We start from the raw sequence: 22,254 nt of genomic DNA, 5'->3' as shown, positions 1-22,254 counted from the left end.
GGCGATACTGCCAGCCAGACGCTCAAGGACACCGCCGATGCTGACCACCCTGGCCATTGCCAACTACCGCTCGATCAACCAGCTGGTGATGCCGCTCGGGCGGCTCAACGTGATCACCGGAGCCAACGGCAGCGGCAAGTCCAACCTGTACAAGGCCTTGCGCCTGCTGGCCGAGACCGCCCGCGGCGGCGTGGTCAACGCGCTGGCTGCCGAGGGCGGGCTGGAGTCGACCTTCTGGGCCGGCCCCGAGAAGCTCACCCGGCGCATGCTCAACGGCGAGGTGCCGGTGGAAGGCGGGCCACGCCAGCAGGCCAGGCGCCTGAAGATGGGCTTTGCCGGCGAAGACTTCGGCTACGCGATCAGCCTCGGCCTGCCCGAACCCAGCCGGTCGCAGTTTGCCCTGGACCCGCAGATCAAGCAGGAGACGATCTGGGCCGGCCCCCTGTGCCGACCCGCCAGCCAGCTGGTGCAGCGCAATGCGGGGATGGTCAAGGCCCGTGACGGGCGCCAATGGCAGGTGCTGCACCAGCACATGACCGAGTTCGACAGCCTGTTCGACCAGGTCGGCAGTCTGCAGGGCTCCCCCGAGGTGCCACATCTGCGCGAACAGATCCGCAGCTGGCGCTTCTACGACCATTTCCGTACCGATGCCGATGCCCCTGCCCGGCAAGCGCGGCTGGGCACGCGCACACCGGTGCTTCATCACGATGGCCGCGACCTCGCCGCCGCACTGCAGACCATCGACGAGATCGGCGACCTGCAGGCCCTGCAGGACGCCGTGAGCGACGCCTTTCCCGGTGCTCGGCTCGCGGTCGACGCCCAGCCCGGCGGCCTGTTCGGCCTGCGTTTCCACCAGGCCGGGTTGCTGCGGCCGCTGAGCGCCGCTGAGCTGTCTGACGGGACCTTGCGCTACCTGTTGCTGGTGGCCGCCCTGCTCACGCCACGCCCGCCGAGCATGATGGTGCTCAACGAGCCGGAAACCAGCCTGCACCCAGACCTGTTGCCGGCACTGGCGCGCCTGATTCGCCGCGCGGCGCAGCAGTGCCAGGTATGGGTGGTGTCGCACGCGCCACGGCTGGTGGCGGCGCTGGAGGAGGATGCCGACTGCAATTCGATCCACCTGGAGAAGACCTTGGGTCAAACCTGTATCGTCGGGCAAGGCATGCTGGATGAACCGGCCTGGAACTGGCCGGACCAGGGCTGAAAAGATCGCGGGGCAAGTCGCATCGGCACACCGATGCGACTTGCCCCGCAATGCGTTGGCTCAAGCCTGCGCTGCGGCCTGGGCCGGACGACGGACCTGCGGCTGCGAGACGTTCGCCGCGGCGCCCTCTTCGATGGCCTGCTGGATCGCCCGGCGGCGACGCTCTTCGGCCTGGCGGCTGAAGTACCAGACCAGGAAGGTCACCAACGACACCGACAGCAGGATCAGGCTGGCCACGGCGTTGATCTCCGGCTTCACGCCCAGACGCACGGCCGAGAACACCTCCATCGGCAGGGTGGTCGAGCCCGGGCCGGAAACGAAGCTGGCCAGCACCAGGTCATCCAGCGACAGGGCGAACGACATCATGCCGCCCGCCGCCAGCGACGGCGCGATCATCGGGATGGTGATCAGGAAGAACACCTTCCACGGCTTGGCGCCCAGGTCCATGGCCGCCTCCTCGATCGAAAGGTCCAGCTCACGCAGGCGCGCCGACACCACCACCGCCACATAGGCGGCGCAGAACGTGGTGTGGGCGATCCAGATGGTGACGATGCCACGCTCCTGGGGCCAGCCGATCATCTGCGCCATGGCCACGAACAGCAGCAGCAGCGACAGACCGGTGATTACCTCGGGCATCACCAATGGCGCAGTGACCAGGCCACCGAACAGGGTGCGGCCCTTGAAGCGGGTGACCCGGGTCAGCACGAAGGCGGCCAGGGTGCCCAGCGCCACCGCGGCGACCGCCGTGTAGCAAGCGATCTCCAACGAGCGCATCACCGAACCCATGAGCTGGGTGTTGTCGAGCAGGCCGACGTACCACTTCACCGACCAGCCGCCCCACACCGTCACCAGCTTCGAGGCGTTGAACGAGTAGATCACCAGGATCAGCATCGGCAGGTAGATGAACAGCAAGCCGAGCACCAGCATCAGCTTGGAGAAACTGAAGCGTTTCATGCGCGGCCCTCCATCTCTTTGGCCTGGCTACGGTTGAACAGCAGGATTGGCACGATCAGGATCGCCAGCATCACCACCGCCAGCGCGGATGCCACCGGCCAGTCACGGTTGTTGAAGAACTCCTGCCACAGCACTTTACCGATCATCAGGGTTTCCGGGCCGCCGAGCAGTTCAGGGATGACGAACTCGCCCACCACCGGGATGAACACCAGCATGCAGCCGGCGATGATGCCGTTCTTCGACAGCGGCACGGTGATCTTCCAGAAGCTGTTGAAGGTGCTCGAACCCAGGTCCGATGCGGCTTCGAGCAGGCTCTCGTCGTGCTTCACCAGGTTGGCGTACAGCGGCAGGATCATGAACGGCAGGTACGAATAGACCACGCCGATATAGACCGCCAGGTTGGTGTTGAGGATCTGCAGCGGCTGGTCGATCACGCCCAGCCACAGCAGGAAGCTGTTGAGCAGCCCGTTGTTGCTGAGGATGCCCATCCAGGCATAGACGCGGATCAGGATCGCGGTCCAGGTCGGCATCATGATCAGCAGCAGCAGAACGGTCTGCGACTCCTTCCTGGCCTTGGAGATGGCGTAGGCCATCGGGTAGCCGATCAGCAGGCACAGCAAAGTGCTGAAGAAGGCCACCTTCAACGAACCGAGGTAGGCCGCGATGTACAGCTCGTCCTCGGTGAGCAGGCCGTAGTTGGCCAGGTTCAGCACCAGCTGCACCTTGCCTTCCAGATAGGTATAGATCTCGGTGTACGGCGGGATCGCCACGTCGGCTTCGGCAAAGCTGATCTTCAACACGATGAAGAACGGCAGCATGAAGAACAGGAACAGCCAGATGAACGGCACGCCGATCACCAGGTGCCGCCCTTCGGGGATCAAGCGCTGGAGGGCTCGTTTGAGCTTTCGTGGTTTCATGAGCGCAGTACCACGCCGCTGTCGTCTTCCCACCACACGTAGACTTCGTCATCCCAGGTCGGGCGGGTGCCCTGGCGCTCGGCGTTGGCGACGAACGACTGGACGATCTTGCCGCCGGGCAGCTCGACGTAGAACACCGAGTGGCCGCCGAGGTAGGCAATGTCGTGGACCTTGCCGCGCGACCAGTTGTGCTCGCAGGTCGGCTGCTCGGTGGTGACCAGCAGCTTCTCCGGACGCAGGGCGTAGGTGATGTGCTTGTCCTCGACCGAGGTGGTGACACCGTGGCCGACGTAGATCTTGCGCTCCAGCTCCGGGCTAGCGATGACCGCATGGCCTTCGGCATCGTCGACCACTTCGCCTTCGAACAGGTTGACGTTGCCAATGAACTCGCAGACCAGGCGGCTGGTCGGGGTTTCATAGATATCGATCGGGCTGCCGATCTGGGCGATCCAGCCCAGGTGCATGATGGCGATGCGCTGGGCCATGGTCATGGCCTCTTCCTGGTCGTGGGTCACCATCACGCAGGTCACGCCCACGCGCTCGATGATCTCCACCAGTTCCAGTTGCATCTGCGAGCGCAGTTTCTTGTCCAGCGCGCCCATGGGCTCGTCGAGCAGCAGCAGCTTGGGACGCTTGGCCAGCGAACGGGCCAGGGCCACGCGCTGCCGCTGGCCACCGGAGAGCTGGTGCGGCTTGCGCTTGGCGTACTGGGTCATGTGCACCAGCTTGAGCATCTCGGCCACGCGGGCGTCGATCTCGGCCTTGGGCATCTTGTCCTGCTGCAGGCCGAAGGCGATGTTCTGCGCCACGGTCATGTGCGGGAACAGTGCGTAGGACTGGAACATCATGTTGATCGGCCGCTCGTAGGGCGGCATGTCGGTGATGTCGACGCCATCGAGGAAGATCCGCCCTTCGGTCGGACGCTCGAAGCCGGCCAGCATGCGCAGCAAGGTCGATTTGCCGGACCCGGAGCCGCCCAGCAGGGCGAAGATCTCACCCTTGCGGATTTCCAGGGACACATCGTCCACGGCTACCGTTTCGTCGAACTTTTTCGTGACCCGGTCGATCTTGACCAGCACCTGCTTGGGTTGCTGGCCACCCTCGAGGGCTTTCTTATAGGCACCGGAGGCAACTGCCATGAGTGAAACTCCCAACAAGATTTATGTGCCCGCCGCTGCGCTGGCGGGCCTGGATTGTTACTTGCCCGACTTGACCTTGGTCCAGCTGCGGGTCATCAAACGTTGCACCTTGGGTGGCAACTCGGCGTTGACGAACATCTTGTCCAGCACTTCCTGCGGTGGGTAAACCGCGGCGTCAGTCCTCACGGCCTGGTCCATCAGGTCGCCAGCCTTGGGGTTCGGGTTGGCGTAACCGACGTAATCACTGACCTGGGCGATCACCTCAGGTTTCAGCAAATAGTTGATGAAGGCGTGGGCCTCCTTGACGTTGCTGGCGTCCTTGGGAATCGCCAGCACATCGAACCAGAGGTTGCCGCCTTCCTTGGGAATGGCGTAGGCCAGCTTCACGCCCTTCTTCGCCTCTTCGGCGCGGGCCTTGGCCTGGAAAATATCGCCGGAGAAGCCGGCGGCCACGCAGATATCGCCGTTGGCGAGATCGGTGATGTATTTGGATGAGTGGAAATAGGTGACGTACGGACGCACGGCCAGCAGTTTCTTTTCGGCTGCCTGGTAGTCCTTCGGGTTGCTGCTGTTCGGGTCCAGGCCCATGTAGTTGAGCACCGCCGGGAGCATCTCGTCGGCCGAGTCGAGGAAGGCCACTCCGCATTTGCTGAGCTTCTTCATGTTCTCGGGCTCGAACAGCACCGCCCAGGAGTCGATCTTGTCGGTGCCCAGCACCGCCTTGACCTTCTCGACGTTGTAGCCGATGCCATTGGTGCCCCACAGGTAGGGGACGGCGTACTGGTTGCCCGGGTCGTTCTTCTCCAGGCGCTTCATCAGCGCCGGGTCGAGGTTCGCGTAGTTGGGCAACAGGTCACGGTCGAGCTTCTGGAACGCGCCCGCCTTGATCTGCTTGCCGAGGAAATGGTTGGACGGCACGACCACGTCATAGCCGGTGCGTCCGGCCAGCAGTTTGCCTTCCAGCGTCTCGTTGCTGTCGAAGACGTCGTATTTCGGGGTGATGCCGGTTTCCTTCTGGAAATCAGCGAGGGTGTTGGGGCCGACGTAGTCAGACCAGTTGTAGATGTGCACCGTGGGCGCCGCTTGGACGCTGCAAGCCAGCGTCAGACCCGCTCCAGCCATCAAGGCCTTGCGAAAAACAGAAATAGACAAGTGGGTGGTCCTCACAATCAGTGCCTTTGCGGGCAGTAAACCTCGGCCGCACACGCAAAACCGGCGCGCAACTTACCTTCACGGCGTGGATGCCGCAAACTTATTTGCCTTTACTTGCCTCTGGGCCGGGAAACCCCGGCCCAGAGGGCCTTGCATCGGGCTTACTTGCCCGACTTGATCTTGGTCCAGCTACGGGTGATCTCGCGCTGGGCGGTCTTCTCCGGCGCCTTGATGGCGTACAGCTGCGCCTTCACTTCCTCGGACGGATAGATGGCCGGGTCGCTGGTGATGTCCTTGTCCACGAACTCGGTGGCCGCCTTGTTGCCGTTCGGGAACCGTACAGCATTGGTAATACCGGCCATCACTTTCGGCTGCAGCAGGTACTCCATGAACTTGTAGGCTGCGTCGACGTTCTCGGCATCTTTCGGAATGGCGACCATGTCATAGAAGGTGCCAGCACCTTCCTTCGGAATGACATAGTTCAGCTTGACCTTGTCACCAGCCTCGTGGGCACGGGCCTTGGACTGCTCCAGGTCACCCGAGTAACCCACGGCCACGCAGATGTTGCCGTTGGCCAGGTCCGAGATGTACTTGGAGGAGTGGAAGTAGGTGATCGACGGACGAATCTTCAGGAACAGATCTTCGGCGGCCTTCAGATCTTCTTTCTTGGTGCTGTCGCTCGGCTTGCCGAGGTAGTGCAGCGCGGCCGGGATCATCTCGGTCGGGGCATCGAGGAAGCTCACGCCGCAGCTCTTGAGCTTGGCGATGTTCTCGGGCTTGAACACGACGTCCCACGAGTCGATCTTGTCGATGCCCAGCGCGGCCTTGACCTTCTCCGGGTTGTAGCCGATGCCGATGGAGCCCCACATGTAGGGGAAGGCGAACTTGTTGCCCGGGTCGCTGGCGTCGCCAACAGCCTTGAGCAGGGCAGGGTCGAGGTTCTTCCAGCTAGGCAGCTTGGAGCGGTCCAGCTCCTGGTAAACGCCGGCCTTGATCTGCTTGGCCAGGAAATTGTTGGACGGCACGACGATGTCGTAGCCCGACTTGCCCGCCAGCAGCTTGGCTTCGAGGGTTTCGTTGCTGTCGAAGACGTCGTAGACGACCTTGATGCCGGTCTCTTTCTCGAAGTTGGCCACGGTGTCCGGGGCGATGTAGTCCGACCAGTTGTAGACGTGCAGCACCTTGTCGTCAGCCTGAACAGCGGTGGCCATGGCACCCATCAGGGCGGCGGCCAGCAGCGTCTTGCCCAATTTCTTCATGCGTAATGCTCCAGAATTTATTATCAAGCCATCTGTTCAGCAGCCAGGTACCACGGGACGCGCGTTGGGCGACTAAACAGCCGTTAGTCTGGCAAGTTACAAGGCGCTGTTTCAACCAAAGCAGGGCCTTGCAACGACATTAATGTCACCTCGCCAGCCTAGCAGACTGTCACTTGACCGCTTCGTAGGTCAGGTCCAGGCACTTGCGCGCCTTTTCCACCAGTTCGTCGATCTCTTCGCGGCTGATCACCAGAGGTGGCGCGATGATCATGGTGTCGCCCACCGCGCGCATCACCAGGCCGTTCTCGAAGCAGTGGGTGCGGCAAATCATGCCGACGCCTTTGCCCTCGTAGCGGCTGCGGGTGGCCTTGTCCTTGACCAGCTCGATCGCGCCGAGCAGGCCCAGGCCGCGCACCTCGCCCACCAGCGGGTGGTCCTGCAGCTCACGCAGTCGTTTTTGCAAATACGGTGCCGTTTCGGTCCGGGCGCGCTCGACAATTTTCTCGTCACGCAGGATGCGCAGGTTTTCCAGGCCCACCGCAGCCGCCACCGGGTGGCCGGAATAGGTGAAGCCGTGGTTGAAGTCACCACCTTCGCTGATCACCTTGGCCACTTTGTCACGCACGATCACACCACCCATGGGGATGTAACCGGAGGTCAGGCCCTTGGCGATGGTCATCAAATCAGGCGCAAGGTCGTAGTAGTCGGAGCCGAACCACTCGCCGGTGCGACCAAAGCCGCAGATCACTTCGTCGGCAACGAACAGGATGTCGTACTTGGCCAGGATCTCCTTGATCTTCGGCCAGTACGTCTCTGGCGGAATGATCACCCCACCCGCGCCCTGGATCGGTTCGGCGATGAAGGCGGCGACGTTGTCCTCGCCGACTTCGAGAATCTTCTTCTCCAGCTGTTCGGCCGCCCACACGCCGAACTCGTCCGGAGTCATGTCGCCACCCTCGCCGAACCAGTACGGCTGCGGGATATGCACGATGCCCGGGATCGGCAGGCCGCCCTGCTCGTGCATGCCGCTCATGCCGCCCAGGCACGCACCTGCAAAGGTGGAGCCGTGGTAGCCGTTGATGCGGCCGATGATGGTCTGCTTGTGCGGTTTACCCTTGAGCGCCCAGTAGTGGCGGACCATGCGCAGCACGGTGTCGTTGCCCTCGGAACCGGAGCCGGTGAAGAACACATGGGTCATGCCCTCGGGCGCCACGTCGGTGATCGCCTTGGCCAGCTCCAGCGCCGGCGGGTGGGCGGTCTGGAAGAACAGGTTGTAGTACGGCAGCTCGCGCATCTGCTTTTCTGCCGCCTGCACCAGCTCTTCGCGGCCATAGCCCACCGCCACGCACCACAGGCCGGCCATGCCGTCGAGGATCTTGTGCCCCTCGCTGTCCCACAAATGCACGCCCTGCGCCTTGGTGATGATGCGCGGCCCCTTCTCCTTCAGCTGCTTATAGTCACTGAAGGGTGCAAGGTGGTGCTCGCCGCTCAGGGTTTGCCATTCACGGGTTTGCGGGTTGTTGACGCTCATGTGCCTCTCCATTTTCCGGTGGCCGCCCATAGGCGGCCTCAGGGTTGATCACACAGCAAACAGCAGGAACTCACGCTCCCAGGAGCTGATGACGCGCTTGAAGTTCTCATGCTCGGCGCGCTTGGTGGCGACGTAGCCGGTGATGAATTTCTTGCCCAGGTACTGCACCAGCGCGCGGCTGTTCTCCATGCGCTCCAGGGCGTCCTCGATAGTCAGTGGCAGGCGCAGGTTGCGCCGCTCGTAGCCACGGCCCTGCACCGGCGCGCTGGCCTCGATGCCTTCGACCATGCCGATGTAGCCGCACAGCAGGCTCGCGGCGATGGCCAGGTAGGGGTTGGCGTCGGCGCCCGGCAAGCGGTTCTCGACCCGGCGGTTCTGCGGGCCGGCATCCGGCACGCGCAGGCCGACGGTGCGGTTCTCTTCGCCCCACTCGACGTTCACCGGTGCCGAGGTGTCCGGCAGGAAACGGCGGAACGAGTTGACGTTGGGGGCGAACAGCGGCAGCGCCTCGGGGATGAACTTCTGCAGGCCGCCGATATGGTGCAGGAACAGCTCGCTCATGCTGCCGTCGGCGTTGGAGAAGATGTTCTTGCCGGTGGCCACGTCGACCACGCTCTGGTGCAGGTGCATCGCGCTGCCCGGCTCGCCGGTCATGGGCTTGGCCATGAAGGTGGCGGCCACGTTGTGCTTGAGCGCCGCCTCGCGCATGGTGCGCTTGAACACCAGGATCTGGTCGGCCAGGTGCAGCGCGTCGCCGTGACGGAAGTTGATTTCCATCTGCGCGGTGCCGTCCTCGTGGATCAGCGTGTCGAGATCCAGCTGCTGCAGTTCGCACCAGTCGTAGACATCCTCGAACAGCGGGTCGAATTCGTTGGCCGCCTCGATGGAGAACGACTGGCGTCCGGTTTCCGGGCGGCCGGAACGGCCCACCGGCGGCTGCAGCGGAAAGTCCGGGTCTTCGCTACGCTTGGTGAGGTAGAACTCCATCTCGGGCGCGACGATCGGCTGCCAGCCTTTGTCGGCGTAGAGTTTCAGGACCTTCTTCAGCACGTTGCGCGGCGACAGCTCGACCGGGTTGCCCTTCTTGTCGTAGGTATCGTGGATCACCTGGGCGGTCGGTTCGATGGCCCATGGCACGAGAAACACCGCGTTCTCGTCGGGGCGGCAGATCATGTCGATGTCGGCCGGGTCGAGCAGTTCGTAATAGATGTCGTCGTCGACGTAGTCGCCGGTCACGGTCTGCAGCAGCACGCTTTCGGGCAGGCGCATGCCCTTCTCGGCGATGAACTTGTTGGTGGGCGAGATCTTGCCGCGGGTGATGCCGGTCAGGTCGCTGATCAGGCATTCCACTTCGGTGATCTTGTGCTCTTTCAACCAATCGGTGAGCTGGTCGAGGTTGTGACTCATAAATACCTCAGGAGGTAATGTGGCGCGGTTGAAGGCAACCGGCGGCCACTGACGCCAGGCGTCGGGCAAAGTCGGCGCGCAGGGCGCCGAGGGGCCTGGAAAGGCCCGCGCCTTGATTCTGGATGCTGTGCATGGCTAAAGCAAAACCCCACGCGCCGGACCACAGCGGATACACACCGCGAGCGCGTGTCCGAGCAGAAAGCGAAGGGCAGAAGGAAAGGAGGTGTTGCGGTAAAGCGTTACGAGGTATGGCTTTTTTACGCGAACCGTCAATTATTGCGGCCAGTGCGGCGCCCTTTCGATGCAGGCGTGCGATGACCGGACGGCAACCGGGAGATGTACCTGAACGCACCGTGCATGCGGCGCTGACAGGTCTCGGCAAGCGGACCATGTGACCCTCGTATTATTGTGTTCTGGGTTGTGACCGAGCTTATCCTCGTTCATTTTTTTACACAACCTCTCCGTAAAAAATAAAACACGCCCCGCTCGGGATAACCCTTCAGGGCGAAAATAGCGGATAATGGCACGCCCCGATATGCAGCAAATCTGCCGTAGATGTGCCATTTAAGGGCATCATGGGCTTGGCTTGACTTCACCTGGTCTTTCCGATTGACTGGGGTTGCAAGCCCCCCTTGATTGATATTTTTAACAACAAAGGTGTTGCATCATGTCGGTACCCCCGCGTGCCGTTCAGCTTAACGAAGCGAACGCGTTCCTTAAGGAACATCCTGAGGTTCTCTACGTTGACCTTCTGATTGCAGATATGAATGGTGTGGTGCGCGGCAAGCGCATAGAGCGCACCAGCCTCCACAAGGTTTACGAGAAAGGCATCAACCTGCCTGCCTCCCTCTTCGCCCTGGATATCAACGGTTCGACCGTCGAAAGCACCGGCCTTGGCCTGGACATCGGCGACGCCGACCGCATCTGCTACCCCATCCCCGGCACCCTCTCCAACGAACCCTGGCAGAAGCGCCCGACCGCGCAGCTGCTGATGACCATGCACGAAATCGAAGGCGAGCCGTTCTTCGCCGACCCGCGTGAAGTGCTGCGCCAGGTGGTGAGCAAGTTCACCGACATGGGCCTGACCATCTGCGCCGCGTTCGAGCTGGAGTTCTACCTGATCGACCAGGAGAACGTGAACGGCCGCCCACAACCGCCACGCTCGCCGATCTCGGGCAAGCGCCCGCAGTCGACCCAGGTGTACCTGATCGACGACCTCGACGAATACGCCGACTGCCTGCAGGACATCCTTGAAGGCGCGAAGGAACAAGGCATCCCGGCCGACGCCATCGTCAAGGAAAGCGCCCCGGCGCAGTTCGAAGTCAACCTGCACCACGTCGCCGACCCGCTCAAGGCCTGTGACTACGCGGTGTTGCTCAAGCGGTTGATCAAGAACATCGCCTACGACCATGAAATGGACACCACCTTCATGGCCAAGCCCTACCCGGGCCAGGCAGGCAACGGCCTGCATGTACACATTTCCGTGCTGGACAAGGATGGCAACAACATCTTCACCAGCGAGGATCCCGAGCAGAACGCCGCGCTACGTCACGCTGTCGGCGGTGTGCTCGAGACCCTGCCCGCTTCGATGGCGTTTCTCTGCCCGAACGTCAACTCGTACCGTCGTTTCGGTGCGCAGTTCTACGTGCCCAACGCACCGAGCTGGGGCCTGGACAACCGCACCGTCGCCCTGCGCGTGCCGACCGGCTCGCCGGACGCCGTACGCATCGAACACCGCGTGGCCGGAGCCGACGCCAACCCGTACCTGATGATGGCGGCCGTGCTGGCCGGCGTGCACCACGGTCTGACCAACAAGATCGAACCGGGCGAGCCGATCGAAGGCAACTCGTACGAGCAGCTGGAGCAGAGCCTGCCGAACAACCTGCGTGATGCCCTGCGCGAGCTGGACGACAGCGAGATCCTCAACAAGTACATCGATCCGAAGTACATCGACATCTTCGTCGCGTGCAAGGAGAGCGAGCTGGAGGAGTTCGAGCACTCGATCTCCGACCTCGAGTACAACTGGTACCTGCATACCGTGTAAACGAAAACGCCGCCCACAAGGGCGGCGTTTTTGTTTGGCCTTCCGGCGACTCCGCGCCCCCTGTAGGAGCGGCCTTGTGTCGCGAAAGGGGTGCGAAGCGCCCCCAGGATTCGTGCATCAAGCTGATATCGCCGGGGCTGCTATGCAGCCCTTTCGCGACACAAGGCCGCTCCCACAGGGGCCGCACAAGCTGGCGAACAGCTTTACAACGGCTTCTCGAAGATCTTCGAATTGCGCTGGTAGTTGTACAGCGAAGCCCGCGCCGCCGGCAGCCGCTCCACGCCACTGGGTGCAAAGCCACGCTCACGGAACCAGTGCGCGGTCCGAGTCGTCAGCACGAACAGGGTATTGAGTCCCAGTTTGCGCGCCCGCTCCTCGATGCGCTCGAGCAGTTCGTCGCCACGCCCGCCATGCCGGTACTCCGGGTTCACCGCCAGGCACGCCAGCTCCCCGGCCTCGGAGTCGGCAATCGGGTACAGCGCCGCGCAGGCGATGATCATGCCCTCGCGCTCGACCACGCTGAACTGCTCGATCTCTCGCTCCAGCACCTCGCGCGAACGGCGCACCAGGATGCCCTGCTCTTCCAGCGGGCTGATCAGCTCCAGCAAGCCGCCGACATCCTCGATGGTCGCCTCGCGCACCACCTCGAATTGCTCCTGGGACACCAGCGTGCCGCCGCCACCCCGGGTGAACAGCTCGGTCAGCAGCGCACCGTCCTCGGCATAGCTGACGATATGGCTGCGCGCCACGCCGCCCTTGCAGGCCTCGGCGGCGGCATCCAGCAGCTCGGCCTGGTAGTCGCTGCCCAGGCGCTGCAGGTGCGGCGCAATGTGTTGTGGCCGCAGCTCGCGCACCAGCTGGCCATGTGCGTCCAGCAGGCCCGGCTCGGCGCCGAACAGCAGCAGCTTGTCGGCGCCCAGCTCGATGGCGGCGCGAGTGGCCACGTCCTCGCAGGCGAGGTTGAAGATCTCGCCGGTCGGCGAATAGCCCAGCGGCGACAGCAGTACGATGGAGCGCTCGTCGAGCAGGCGGTTGATGCCCTTGCGGTCGACCCGGCGCACTTCGCCGGTGTGATGGTAGTCGACCCCTTCAAGCACGCCGATCGGCCGTGCCGTGACCAAGTTGCCGGAGGCCACCCGCAGGCGCGAGCCCTGCATCGGCGAGGCCGCCATGTCCATCGACAGGCGCGCCTCGATGGCCAGGCGCAGGGCGCCGACCGCATCGATCACGCAGTCGAGCGTCGCCGCGTCGGTGATGCGCATGCCATGGTGGTAGTGCGGGGTCAGGCCGCGGGCAGCCAGGCGGCTTTCGATCTGCGGGCGCGAGCCATGGACCAGCACCAGGCGCACGCCGAGGCTGTGCAGCAGTACCAGGTCGTGGACGATGTTGCCGAAGTTCGGGTGTTCGACGCCGTCACCGGGGAGCATGACCACGAAGGTGCAGTCGCGGTGGGCGTTGATGTAGGGAGACGCATGGCGCAGCCAGTTGACGTAATCGGGCATGACAGGGCCTGTGGATAAGTGAACGGAGAACGAAAAGGCGCACAACGTTCGAAAGTCATCGTCGGAACAGGCTTGCGGTCACGCGCGGTCTCCTCTGGTCAGGGAAAGATCAATGGCTCAGGCAATAGTGCCGGATCAGGTCACGCAATAGACGCACGGTAGGCTCGATTCGTGACATTTCAAGGTATTCGCCGGGCTGGTGGGCACAGGCGATGTCACCTGGGCCGAGCACGATGGTCTGGCAACCGAGCTGCTGAAGATAAGGCGCTTCGGTGCCAAAGGCCACCGCTTCGGCGCGGTGGCCGGTCAGACGTTCGGCCACCCGCACCAGTTCGCTGTCGGCGTTCTGCTCGAACGGCGGCACTTCGGGGAACAGCGGCGCATAGTCGATACGCACTTCATGGCGCTCGGCCAATGGCGCAAGCTTGCCGCGGATCGCCGCGCGCAGCTGCTCGACATCCATGCCCGGCAGCGGGCGCAGGTCGAACTCCAGGGCGCACTGGCCACAGATGCGGTTGGGGTTGTCGCCACCGTGGATGCAGCCGAAGTTCAGGGTCGGCGTCGGCACCGTGAACTGCGGGTTGCGGTACTGCTCCTGCCAGGTACGACGCAGGCCCATCAGCTCGCCCATCACCGCGTGCATGGCTTCCATGGCGCTGCGGCCCAGGCTCGGATCCGACGAATGGCCACTGCGCCCGAGGATGTCGATGCGGTCCATGAGGATGCCCTTGTGCATCCTGATCGGTTTGAGCCCGGTGGGCTCGCCGATCACCGCCGCCCGTCCGAGTGGCTGGCCGGCCTCGGCCAGGGCGCGAGCGCCGGACATCGAGCTTTCCTCGTCGCAGGTGGCGAGGATCAGCAGCGGTTGCTTGAAATCGTGTTCGAGCAGCGGGATGACTGCGTCGATGACCAGGGCGAAGAAGCCTTTCATGTCGCAGCTGCCCAGCCCGACCCAACGGCCATCGACCTCGGTCAGCTTGAGCGGATCACTGCTCCACAGCTGCGGGTCGTACGGCACGGTATCGCTGTGCCCGGCCAGCACCAGGCCGCCCGGGCCGGTGCCGCGGCTGGCCAGGAGGTTGAACTTGCCGGGGCTGACCTGCTGGATCTCGCAGGTGAACCCCAGGTCGCCCAGCCAGCCGGCCAGCAGGTCGATGACCGCGCGGTTGGACTGGTCCAGCGCAGGCTGGGTACAACTGACCGAGGGCGCGGCGATCAGGGCGGCGAACTGGTCTTTCAGCGACGGCAACGGCATGCGCGGACTCCTCGACGGCGTGAAAGGCATCATAACAATGGCTACCCGTCACCTGGCAATCCGCAGCATCCTCGTGGAGCAAGTACTGTAGACTGCCCAGCAACGATGCCCCTCCTTCCGAGCCCGCGATGCACAAAGAAACCGAACTCAAACTCCGCGCCAGCCGCGAGACCCTTGCCGCCCTGCGCGAGCACCCCCTGCTGAAGAAGCGCAACAAGTCCGGCTGGCAGACCCGCGAACTGCTCAACCAGTACTTCGACACCCCGGAGCGCGACCTGTCCGCCGCCCGTGTCGCCCTGCGCCTGCGCCGCGATGGCGAGGTCATCATCCAGACCCTCAAGTGCCGTGGCCAGAGCGTGGCCGGGCTGTCCGAGCGCAACGAGCACGAGTGGCACCTGGACAAGGCCAAGCTCGACCTGAAGAAGCTCGACGGCACCTGCTGGCCGGAGCAACTGGCCGGGCTGGACAAGAAGACCATCAAGCCGCTGTTCACCACCGACTTCACCCGCGAGTACGCCGAGATCGCCTGGGGCCGCGGCAAGGCGAAGGTGGTGATCGAGGCCGCGCTGGATCAAGGTTTCGTGATCGCCGGCAAGCGCAAGGAAGAGATTTGCGAGCTGGAGCTGGAACTGCGCGAAGGGGCCCCGGAAGCCCTTCTGGAACTGGCCGCCGAGCTGTCCGCCAGCCTGGCCCTGATGCCCTGCGACATCAGCAAGGCCGAGCGCGGCTACCGCCTGCTCGATCCGGACAGCTACGAACTGGGCCTGCCGGTGACCGAACTGCAGGCCGAGATGCCGCTGGACGACGCCTACGCCGCCCTCGCCTGGCAACTGCTGGGCAGCAGCCAGCGCCTGGCCGAGCAGTATCGCCACAATGGCCACTGGCGCCTGCTGCAGGACTGGGTTCGCTGCCTGGCCGAACTGCGCGCCCTCACCGCCAGTCTCGGCCAGGCAGCGCCGCGTCCGACTACCCGCGCCCTGCGCGCCAGCCTCGACGCGCTGCTGGAAGACTGGCGCCCGCTGGTACTGGCCGGCAACGATGACGAAGACATTCGCCGCGCCGCCCCCGAGCAGTTCGCCGAAGAGCTGGAAGACCCGCGCTGGGGCCAGTTCTCCCTGGAGACCGCGCGCTGGCTGACCGCCCGCGCCTGGACCGCCGAGCGCAAGGGCCGTGGCGAGCGCCAGGGCAAGGCGCAGCTGGCCAGCTGGCTGCAACACCTGCTGGGCGAGGAGTCCCGCGCCCTGAAACTGCCGCTGTACGTGCAGCGCCCGGAAGACCTGGCCGAGCAGCTGCCGCGCATCGAATGCGTGCAAACCTGGCTGCACCACGCCCGCCAGGTGCTGGACCTGCCGCAGCAGGACCGCCTCTACGGCGAGCTGAACAAGCTGCACGAGCTGGCCGAGCTGCCCCTGGTGGAAGAAGGCAAGGAAGAACTGCTCGAAGCCCGCATCGAGCAGGCCCGCGCCATCGAACAGAACCGCGCCTGGAAGCACCTGCTCAAGGCCTGAGTCCGCGCCGCCCGCTCCTGCACCTCGTAGGAGCGGGCTTGCCCCGCGATCGACGCCTCAGGGTCTCAATGGCAAGCTGGTGGTCGACTTGATCTCCGACAACGCCACGATCGAGTTCACTTCCTGGATACCCGGCACGTTCGACAGTTTTTCGAAGAAGAACCGCTCATATGCCTCGATATCCGAGGTGACGATGCGCAGCAGGAAGTCCACCGCCCCCATCAGCACGTAGCATTCCAGCACTTCGGGAAAGCCGCGGATTGCCTCAGTGAACTCGGCGAAGCTCGACCTCCCGTGGGCGTTGAGCTTTACCTCGGCGAAGATCTGCGTGTTCAGCCCCACCTTCTTGCGATCCAGCAGGGTCACCTGCCCGCGGATCACACCCTCCTCCTTCAAGCGCTGGATGCGCCGCCAGCACGGCGATTGCGACAGCCCCACGCGCTCGGCGATCTGCGCACTGGACAGCGACGCGTCCTCCTGCAGCAGTTCGAGGATGCGCCGATCATAGGCATCCAATTCGCTATGCATTATCAATTCCCAAAAGTTTAAATTTGCGAATTGAATTATTCGCAATGAATGGAAAACACTCAAATCATAGCGAAAAAATACCCCCATCAACGTGCAAGAATTTCTCCACTTCCGCGGAGAAATGCCATGCACGCAGCCGAACACCCCAGGATCGATGCCTGGGCCGCCAACACCGCCCACAGCACCGTCCACTATCGCCTACAGGCCGAGGCGGAACCCGACAGCCTGTGCCGGGTGCTCAACCTGTTCGCCCTGCAGTTCCTCACGCCGCACAGCGTGCGGGTCAGCCAGTGCGATGACCTGCTGGACATGGAAATCGGCATCGGCGGCCTGAGCTGGCACCGCGCCGAAGTCATCGCGCAGAAGCTGCGCAATCTGGTCTGCGTGACCGATGTCAGCCTGGAGTGCCGGCCACGCTTGGCGCAGGCCGCCTCGGCCTGAACGCGCTCCGGCAAGATTCCGAAACCCTTTATCCATCCAGTCGCTACGCCCTCTGGCTAGCCTTGCCAGCGTCACCGTTCACCTGGCAGGGAGCTCGCCATGTTCGCCAACGCTAGCCAAGACCTGGACCTGAACCGCCTGCTCGACGCCTTGCTCGCCGAACAGCGGATCGCCGCCTGCGACGCGCTCAAGGCGCTCGAACGGGCCAGGCTGCACCCTGACGAGCATCCCCTGGAGCTGATCGCCGAGTTGGCCCTGGCAGACCCGTTGCACCCTGGCCAGCACCTGAGCCTCGACGCGCTCTGCCACTGGCTGGCGGGCCTGGTGGACCAACCGTTCCTGCACATCGACCCGCTGCAGGTCGACCTGACACAGATCGCCAGCCTGATGTCCGCGGCCTTCGCCGAGCGTCACGGCATCCTCGCCGTGGCGCTGGACGACAGCAGCGTCACCGTGGCCAGCGCCCAGCCCTATCGACGCGACTGGGAGGCCGACCTGACCCACGGCCTGGGCAAGCGCGTGCAGCGTGTGCTGGCCAGCCCACGGCAGATCCGCCAGCTGACGCCCACCTTCTTCGGCTTGGCGCATTCGCTGCGCGGTGCCGGACAGCCCCCTACACCCGGGCTCGGCGAGCTGGAGCAACTGCTGGAGCTGGGCGCCAGCCAAGCCCAGGCGAGCGCCGACGATCAGCATGTGGTGCGCATCGTCGACTGGATGCTGCAGTACGCCATCGAGCAGCGCGCCAGCGATATCCACCTGGAACCGCGCCGTGAACTGGGTCACCTGCGCCTGCGCATCGATGGCCTGCTGTACCCCGTCTACGCCTTCCCGGCGGGCATCGCCGTGGCCATGGTCAGCCGCCTGAAGCACCTGGGCCGGATGAACGTGGCGGAGAAACGCCGGCCACAGGACGGCCGCCTGAAAAGTCGCCTGCCGGATGGCGCGCAAATCGAACTGCGCCTGTCCACGCTGCCCACGCCATTCGGCGAAAAGCTGGTGCTGCGCCTGTTCGACCCGCAACTACGTCACGAAACCCTCGAACACCTTGGCCTGGAGGCACCCTTGCTGGCCCAGTGGAAAACCCTGCTGCAGCGGCGCCAGGGCATCCTGCTGGTGACCGGCCCCACCGGCTCGGGCAAGACCAGCACCCTCTACGCCAGCCTGCGCCACCTGGCCACGCCCCAAGTCAACCTGTGCAGCATCGAAGACCCGATCGAGCGGCTGGAGCCAGCGATCAACCAGCTGCAGGTGCAACCCGGCCTGGGCCTGGACTTCGCCGATGGCGTGCGCGCCCTGCTGCGGCAAGACCCGGACATCATCATGATTGGCGAGATCCGTGACCAGGAAACCGCCCAGGTGGCGGTACAGGCAGCCCTGACCGGCCACCTGGTGCTGTCCACCCTGCACACCGACGATGCCTGCGCGGCGATCACCCGCCTGCAGGAGCTGAAGGTGGCCGACTACCTGATCAGGGCCACGTTACTCGGGGTCATGGCCCAGCGACTGGTGCGCACCCTGTGTCCTGCCTGCCAAGGCATGGAGCACACCGATCGCCCCGCCTGCCAGACCTGCCGGGGCAGCGGCTTTCATGGCCGCACCGGGCTGTTCGAGCTGCTCCGGGTCGGCAGCGCGCTGCGCCAGCGCATCACCCCGGGTGCCGACCTGGAGGCGCTGCGCCAGCAGGCGGCCGCCGATGGCCTGCACGACCTGCGCCGCTGCGGACGCCGGTTGGCCGAGCAACGGCTGACCTCCCCCGAGGAAGTGCTGCGGGTCTGTGGATAAGTAAGAAATCCCCTGTGTGGTCGGGAACTTGGCAGTGGTAAACCTGATCAAATCGGCATTCCGACAGCCCTCATCGACCGAGGTGATTCATCATGCGTTTCAAAACAGCCATCGCAGCCACCGTCCTCTGCTCGCTGCCCCTTGGCTCCGCCATGGCCGACACGTTCTGGCGCAACATCATCTCCTCCGGTGCCACCACTGCCTCGACCTACCTGACCTTCAAGGATCACAAGCTGATCGTCGCCGCCCAGGACGACGCCGGCAGCTTCGTCGCCAGTGAAGGCGCCATCCGCGGGCCTTTCCTGGAAGCCGCGATCCGCCAGGTACGCGCGGACAACCCAGGCGTCCAGGCCAGCGACATGGAGCTGGCCAACGCGATCCTGGCCAAGAACGCCGTGGCCGAATAAAACTCTACCCCCCTTTCCGGCCGGTCCGACGCCTCGGCAAGGCCGCTCTCATGGAACAAACCGTAACTCATTGATTTAGCTAAACCCTGTGGGAGCGGCCTTGCGTCGCTAAAGGGCTGCGCAGCAGCCCCGGCAATTTCGATGGTGGCTCGAAATCAGGGGGCCGCTACGCGCCCCTTTCGCGACGCAAGGCCGCTCCCACAGGGGACAGTTCCCTGCGCGACAGCGCAGCCCGAAGGGCTGGGTAATCTCCTACAGGGGATGGTTCCCCTCTCAGCGATACGCCTCCACCGGCACGCACGCACAGAACAGGTTCCTGTCCCCATACACGTTGTCGACCCGGTTCACCGCAGGCCAGTACTTGTGCTGGCGCGCGTGAGCGCTGGGAGCGATGCCCTGCTCGATGCTGTATGGCCGGTTCCACGGCGCCAGCACGTCGGCCAGGGTGTGCGGCGCATGCTTGAGCGGATTGTCCTCGGCCGGCCAGTTGCCCTCCTGCACCTCGGCGATTTCCGCCCTGATCGCCAGCATCGCCTCGACGAAACGGTCCAGTTCGGCCTTCGACTCGCTCTCGGTGGGCTCGACCATCAGCGTGCCCGGCACCGGGAACGACATGGTCGGCGCATGGAAGCCGTAGTCCATCAGGCGCTTGGCCACATCCTCCTCGGTGATACCGGTCAGCGCCTTGAGCGGCCGCAGGTCGAAGATGCACTCATGGGCCACCCGTTGGTTGCGCCCACGGTAGAGCACCGGGAAGGCATCGCGCAGCTGGCTGGCCAGGTAGTTGGCGGACAGGATCGCCACCTCGCTGGCGTCGGCCAGTTGCGGCCCCATCATGGCGATGTACATCCAGCTGATCGGCAGGATGCTGGCACTGCCCCAGGGCGCCGCGCTCACCGCGCTGTTGGTCGGCTCCAAGCCCGGCACCGGCACCACCGGGTGGCTGGCGACGAACGGCTTGAGGTGGGCGCGGATGCCGATCGGTCCCATGCCCGGACCGCCACCGCCATGGGGAATGCAGAAGGTCTTGTGCAGGTTCATGTGCGAGACATCGGCACCGATGTCCGCCGGTCGCGCCAGCCCCACCTGGGCATTGAGGTTGGCGCCGTCCATGTACACCTGCCCGCCGTACTGGTGCACCACTTCGCAGATCTCGCGGATCCCCTCCTCGTACACGCCATGGGTGGAGGGGTAGGTCACCATCAGGCATGACAGCCGCTCGCCGGCGGCCCGGGCCTTGGCCTTGAGATCATCGAGATCGACGTTGCCGTCTTCGTCGCACTCGACGATCACCACTTCCATGCCGGCCATCTGCGCCGATGCCGGGTTGGTGCCATGGGCCGAGGACGGGATCAGGCACAAGGTACGCCCGGGCTGGTGGCGACTGCGGTGGTAGCGGGTAATGGCCATGAGCCCGGCGTACTCGCCCTGGGCACCGGAGTTGGGTTGCATGCAGATGGCATCGAAGCCGGTGATGGCGCACAACCAGGTCTCGAGCTCGTCGATCATCGCCTTGTAGCCCTGCACCTGCCCCGCCGGGGCGAAAGGATGCGGTTGGGCGAACTCGGGCCAGGTGATGGGGATCATCTCGCTGGTGGCGTTGAGCTTCATGGTGCAGGAGCCCAGCGGGATCATCGACTGGTTCAAAGCCAGGTCCTTGTTCTCCAGCTGCTTGAGGTAGCGCAGCATTTCGGTTTCGCTGTGATGCAGGTTGAACACCGGGTGGTCGAGGATCGGCGTGCGGCGCACCAGCGCGCCGGGGATGCCTTCGGGCAGCGCCTGCTGGTCGAGCGTGGCGATGTCCAGGCCGTGGTCGACGCCGAGGAAGATATCCAGCAGCTTGAGCACCGTGGCTTCGTTACAGGTCTCGTCCAGGCTCACCCCCAGGTGCCCGCGCCCAAGGATGCGCAGGTTGATGCGGGCGGCTTCGGCGCTTTCGATGATCGCCGCCTGGGTGCCTCCGACGTCCAGGGTCAGGGTGTCGAAGAAGTGCTGGTTGAGGCGCTTGATGCCCTTGGCTTCAAGGCCGGCGGCGAGAATGAAGGTTAGCCGGTGCACCCGCTGGGCGATGCGCTGCAGGCCTTCGGGGCCGTGGTAGACGGCGTAGAAGCCGGCGATGTTGGCCAGCAGCACCTGGGCCGTGCAGATATTGGAGTTGGCCTTCTCCCGACGAATGTGTTGCTCGCGGGTCTGCAGGGCCATGCGCAGCGCGGTGTTGCCCCGGGCATCGCGGGACACGCCGATGATGCGCCCGGGCATGGCCCGCTTGTAGTCGTCGCGGCAGGCGAAATAGGCCGCATGCGGCCCGCCGTAGCCCATGGGCACGCCAAAGCGCTGGGTCGAACCGAGCACCACGTCGGCCCCCAGTTCGCCCGGCGGCGTGAGCACCACCAGGCTGAGGATGTCGGCAGCGACGCAGGCCAGGGCCTGCTGGGCGTGCAACTGGTCGATCAGCGGGCGCAGGTCGCGCACCTCGCCGTGGGTGTCCGGGTACTGCAGCAACGCTCCGAACACTTTGTGCTTGGTCAGGTTATCCACAGAGTCGATGATCAGCTCGAAACCGAAGCCTTCGGCACGAGTCTTGAGCACCGACAGGGTTTGCGGGTGACAGTGCTCGTCGGCGAAGAACGCGTTGCTCTTGCTGCGCGCCACCCGCTTGGCCAGGGCCATGGCCTCGGCGGCGGCCGTGGCCTCATCGAGCAGCGAGGCATTGGCCAGGGCCAGGCCGGTGAGGTCGATGACCATCTGCTGGTAGTTCAGCAGCGCCTCCAGCCGACCTTGGGCGATCTCCGGCTGGTAGGGCGTATAAGCGGTGTACCAGCCAGGATTCTCCAGCACGTTGCGCAGGATGACGGTGGGGATGATGGTCGCGTGATAACCCATGCCGATCAGGCTGGTCCACAGCTGGTTCTGCGCGGCATGGCCCGCCAACCTGGCCAGCGCGGCCTGCTCATCGAGGGCCGGCGGCAGGTCGAGCGGGCGGTTGAAGCGGATGCCTGGCGGCACCGTCTGCTCGATCAACTCGCTACGGCTGGCGACGCCAAGAGCGTCGAGCATGGCCTGCTGCTCCTGGGCATCGGGCCCCAGGTGGCGACGCAGGAAGGGGTTGGGCTCTTGCAGTTGATGCAGGGATGGCGACTGGGACATGGCGACGATCTCTTCCTGGACCAGTTCTCATGGGAGACTTACAAGTCTAGGAAGGATTGCCGAATGTGCGGGGATTA

The 22,254-nt window shown here is 64.3% G+C and carries 17 protein-coding genes; 6 read left to right on the top strand and 11 right to left on the bottom strand.

What is annotated here, in order from left to right; genetic code table 11:
- The first annotated feature begins 37 nt into the window (after positions 1-37).
- A complete protein-coding gene (locus DMX06_RS02390; protein ID WP_110734232.1) occupies positions 38-1,204 on the top strand; it encodes an AAA family ATPase in 1,167 nt (388 codons plus the stop codon).
- Positions 1,205-1,264: 60 nt separating this feature from the next.
- Here DMX06_RS02390 and DMX06_RS02385 read toward each other — a convergent pair whose 3' ends face one another.
- From DMX06_RS02385 to DMX06_RS02355, 7 genes are all read right to left on the bottom strand, one after another.
- Positions 1,265-2,158: an ABC transporter permease subunit gene (locus DMX06_RS02385; protein ID WP_110604142.1), complete on the bottom strand. Its 894-nt coding sequence runs from the start codon at positions 2,156-2,158 to the stop codon at positions 1,265-1,267.
- A complete protein-coding gene (locus DMX06_RS02380; protein ID WP_181427772.1) occupies positions 2,155-3,036 on the bottom strand; it encodes an ABC transporter permease subunit in 882 nt (293 codons plus the stop codon). The genes DMX06_RS02385 and DMX06_RS02380 overlap by 4 nt, the downstream gene beginning before the upstream one ends.
- Positions 3,037-3,071: 35 nt before the next feature.
- A complete protein-coding gene (potA, locus tag DMX06_RS02375; protein ID WP_110734228.1) occupies positions 3,072-4,214 on the bottom strand; it encodes a polyamine ABC transporter ATP-binding protein in 1,143 nt (380 codons plus the stop codon).
- A 57-nt stretch (positions 4,215-4,271) separates the two neighbouring features.
- Positions 4,272-5,366 (bottom strand): polyamine ABC transporter substrate-binding protein, encoded by a 1,095-nt coding sequence (locus tag DMX06_RS02370; RefSeq protein ID WP_110734226.1) that lies wholly within the window; start codon positions 5,364-5,366, stop codon positions 4,272-4,274.
- Positions 5,367-5,527: 161 nt separating this feature from the next.
- A complete protein-coding gene (locus DMX06_RS02365) occupies positions 5,528-6,625 on the bottom strand; it encodes a polyamine ABC transporter substrate-binding protein (RefSeq protein ID WP_110734225.1) in 1,098 nt (365 codons plus the stop codon).
- 169 nt (positions 6,626-6,794) lie between these two features.
- Positions 6,795-8,156, bottom strand: a complete 1,362-nt coding sequence (locus tag DMX06_RS02360) for an aspartate aminotransferase family protein (RefSeq protein ID WP_110734223.1) — start codon at positions 8,154-8,156, stop codon at positions 6,795-6,797.
- A gap of 48 nt (positions 8,157-8,204) precedes the next feature.
- Complete coding sequence (locus DMX06_RS02355) at positions 8,205-9,563, bottom strand: glutamine synthetase family protein (protein ID WP_028688542.1); 1,359 nt, start codon at positions 9,561-9,563, stop codon at positions 8,205-8,207.
- Positions 9,564-10,230: 667 nt separating this feature from the next.
- On the opposite strand from DMX06_RS02355, the gene DMX06_RS02345 reads away from it, so the two are divergent.
- The gene (locus DMX06_RS02345; RefSeq protein ID WP_110734219.1) at positions 10,231-11,607 is read left to right on the top strand and encodes a glutamine synthetase family protein; all 1,377 of its coding nucleotides are present in this window, start codon (positions 10,231-10,233) and stop codon (positions 11,605-11,607) included.
- A gap of 203 nt (positions 11,608-11,810) precedes the next feature.
- Here DMX06_RS02345 and argA read toward each other — a convergent pair whose 3' ends face one another.
- Positions 11,811-13,109: an amino-acid N-acetyltransferase gene (argA, locus tag DMX06_RS02340; RefSeq protein ID WP_110734217.1), complete on the bottom strand. Its 1,299-nt coding sequence runs from the start codon at positions 13,107-13,109 to the stop codon at positions 11,811-11,813.
- Between the two features lie 109 nt (positions 13,110-13,218).
- Complete coding sequence (gene argE / locus DMX06_RS02335) at positions 13,219-14,364, bottom strand: acetylornithine deacetylase (RefSeq protein WP_110734216.1); 1,146 nt, start codon at positions 14,362-14,364, stop codon at positions 13,219-13,221.
- A 128-nt stretch (positions 14,365-14,492) separates the two neighbouring features.
- Here argE and DMX06_RS02330 point away from each other — a divergent pair, with 128 nt between their 5' ends.
- Positions 14,493-15,872 (top strand): CYTH domain-containing protein, encoded by a 1,380-nt coding sequence (locus DMX06_RS02330; RefSeq protein WP_110734214.1) that lies wholly within the window; start codon positions 14,493-14,495, stop codon positions 15,870-15,872.
- Positions 15,873-15,929: 57 nt separating this feature from the next.
- On the opposite strand, the gene DMX06_RS02325 is transcribed toward DMX06_RS02330, so the two are convergent.
- Positions 15,930-16,400, bottom strand: coding sequence for an Lrp/AsnC family transcriptional regulator (locus DMX06_RS02325; RefSeq protein WP_110734211.1), 471 nt, complete (start codon positions 16,398-16,400; stop codon positions 15,930-15,932).
- A gap of 126 nt (positions 16,401-16,526) precedes the next feature.
- On the opposite strand from DMX06_RS02325, the gene DMX06_RS02320 reads away from it, so the two are divergent.
- The 3 genes from DMX06_RS02320 to DMX06_RS02310 all read left to right on the top strand — a co-directional run bounded on the left by DMX06_RS02320 (position 16,527) and on the right by DMX06_RS02310 (position 19,030).
- Positions 16,527-16,841: a hypothetical protein gene (locus tag DMX06_RS02320; protein WP_110734209.1), complete on the top strand. Its 315-nt coding sequence runs from the start codon at positions 16,527-16,529 to the stop codon at positions 16,839-16,841.
- A 99-nt stretch (positions 16,842-16,940) separates the two neighbouring features.
- Complete coding sequence (locus DMX06_RS02315) at positions 16,941-18,623, top strand: GspE/PulE family protein (protein WP_110734208.1); 1,683 nt, start codon at positions 16,941-16,943, stop codon at positions 18,621-18,623.
- Between the two features lie 92 nt (positions 18,624-18,715).
- Entirely contained in the window at positions 18,716-19,030 is a 315-nt protein-coding gene (locus tag DMX06_RS02310) for a DUF2388 domain-containing protein (RefSeq protein ID WP_028688550.1), read from the top strand.
- A 273-nt stretch (positions 19,031-19,303) separates the two neighbouring features.
- On the opposite strand, the gene gcvP is transcribed toward DMX06_RS02310, so the two are convergent.
- Complete coding sequence (gcvP, locus tag DMX06_RS02305) at positions 19,304-22,177, bottom strand: aminomethyl-transferring glycine dehydrogenase (protein WP_110734206.1); 2,874 nt, start codon at positions 22,175-22,177, stop codon at positions 19,304-19,306.
- Positions 22,178-22,254: the final 77 nt, after the last annotated feature.

The organism is Pseudomonas mosselii (assembly GCF_003205295.1).
In the GTDB taxonomy this organism is placed as follows: Bacteria; Pseudomonadota; Gammaproteobacteria; order Pseudomonadales; family Pseudomonadaceae; genus Aquipseudomonas; species Aquipseudomonas mosselii_B.
The sequence above is the reverse complement of the archived record's forward strand: the minus strand, read 5'-3'. Positions and strand labels throughout refer to the sequence as shown.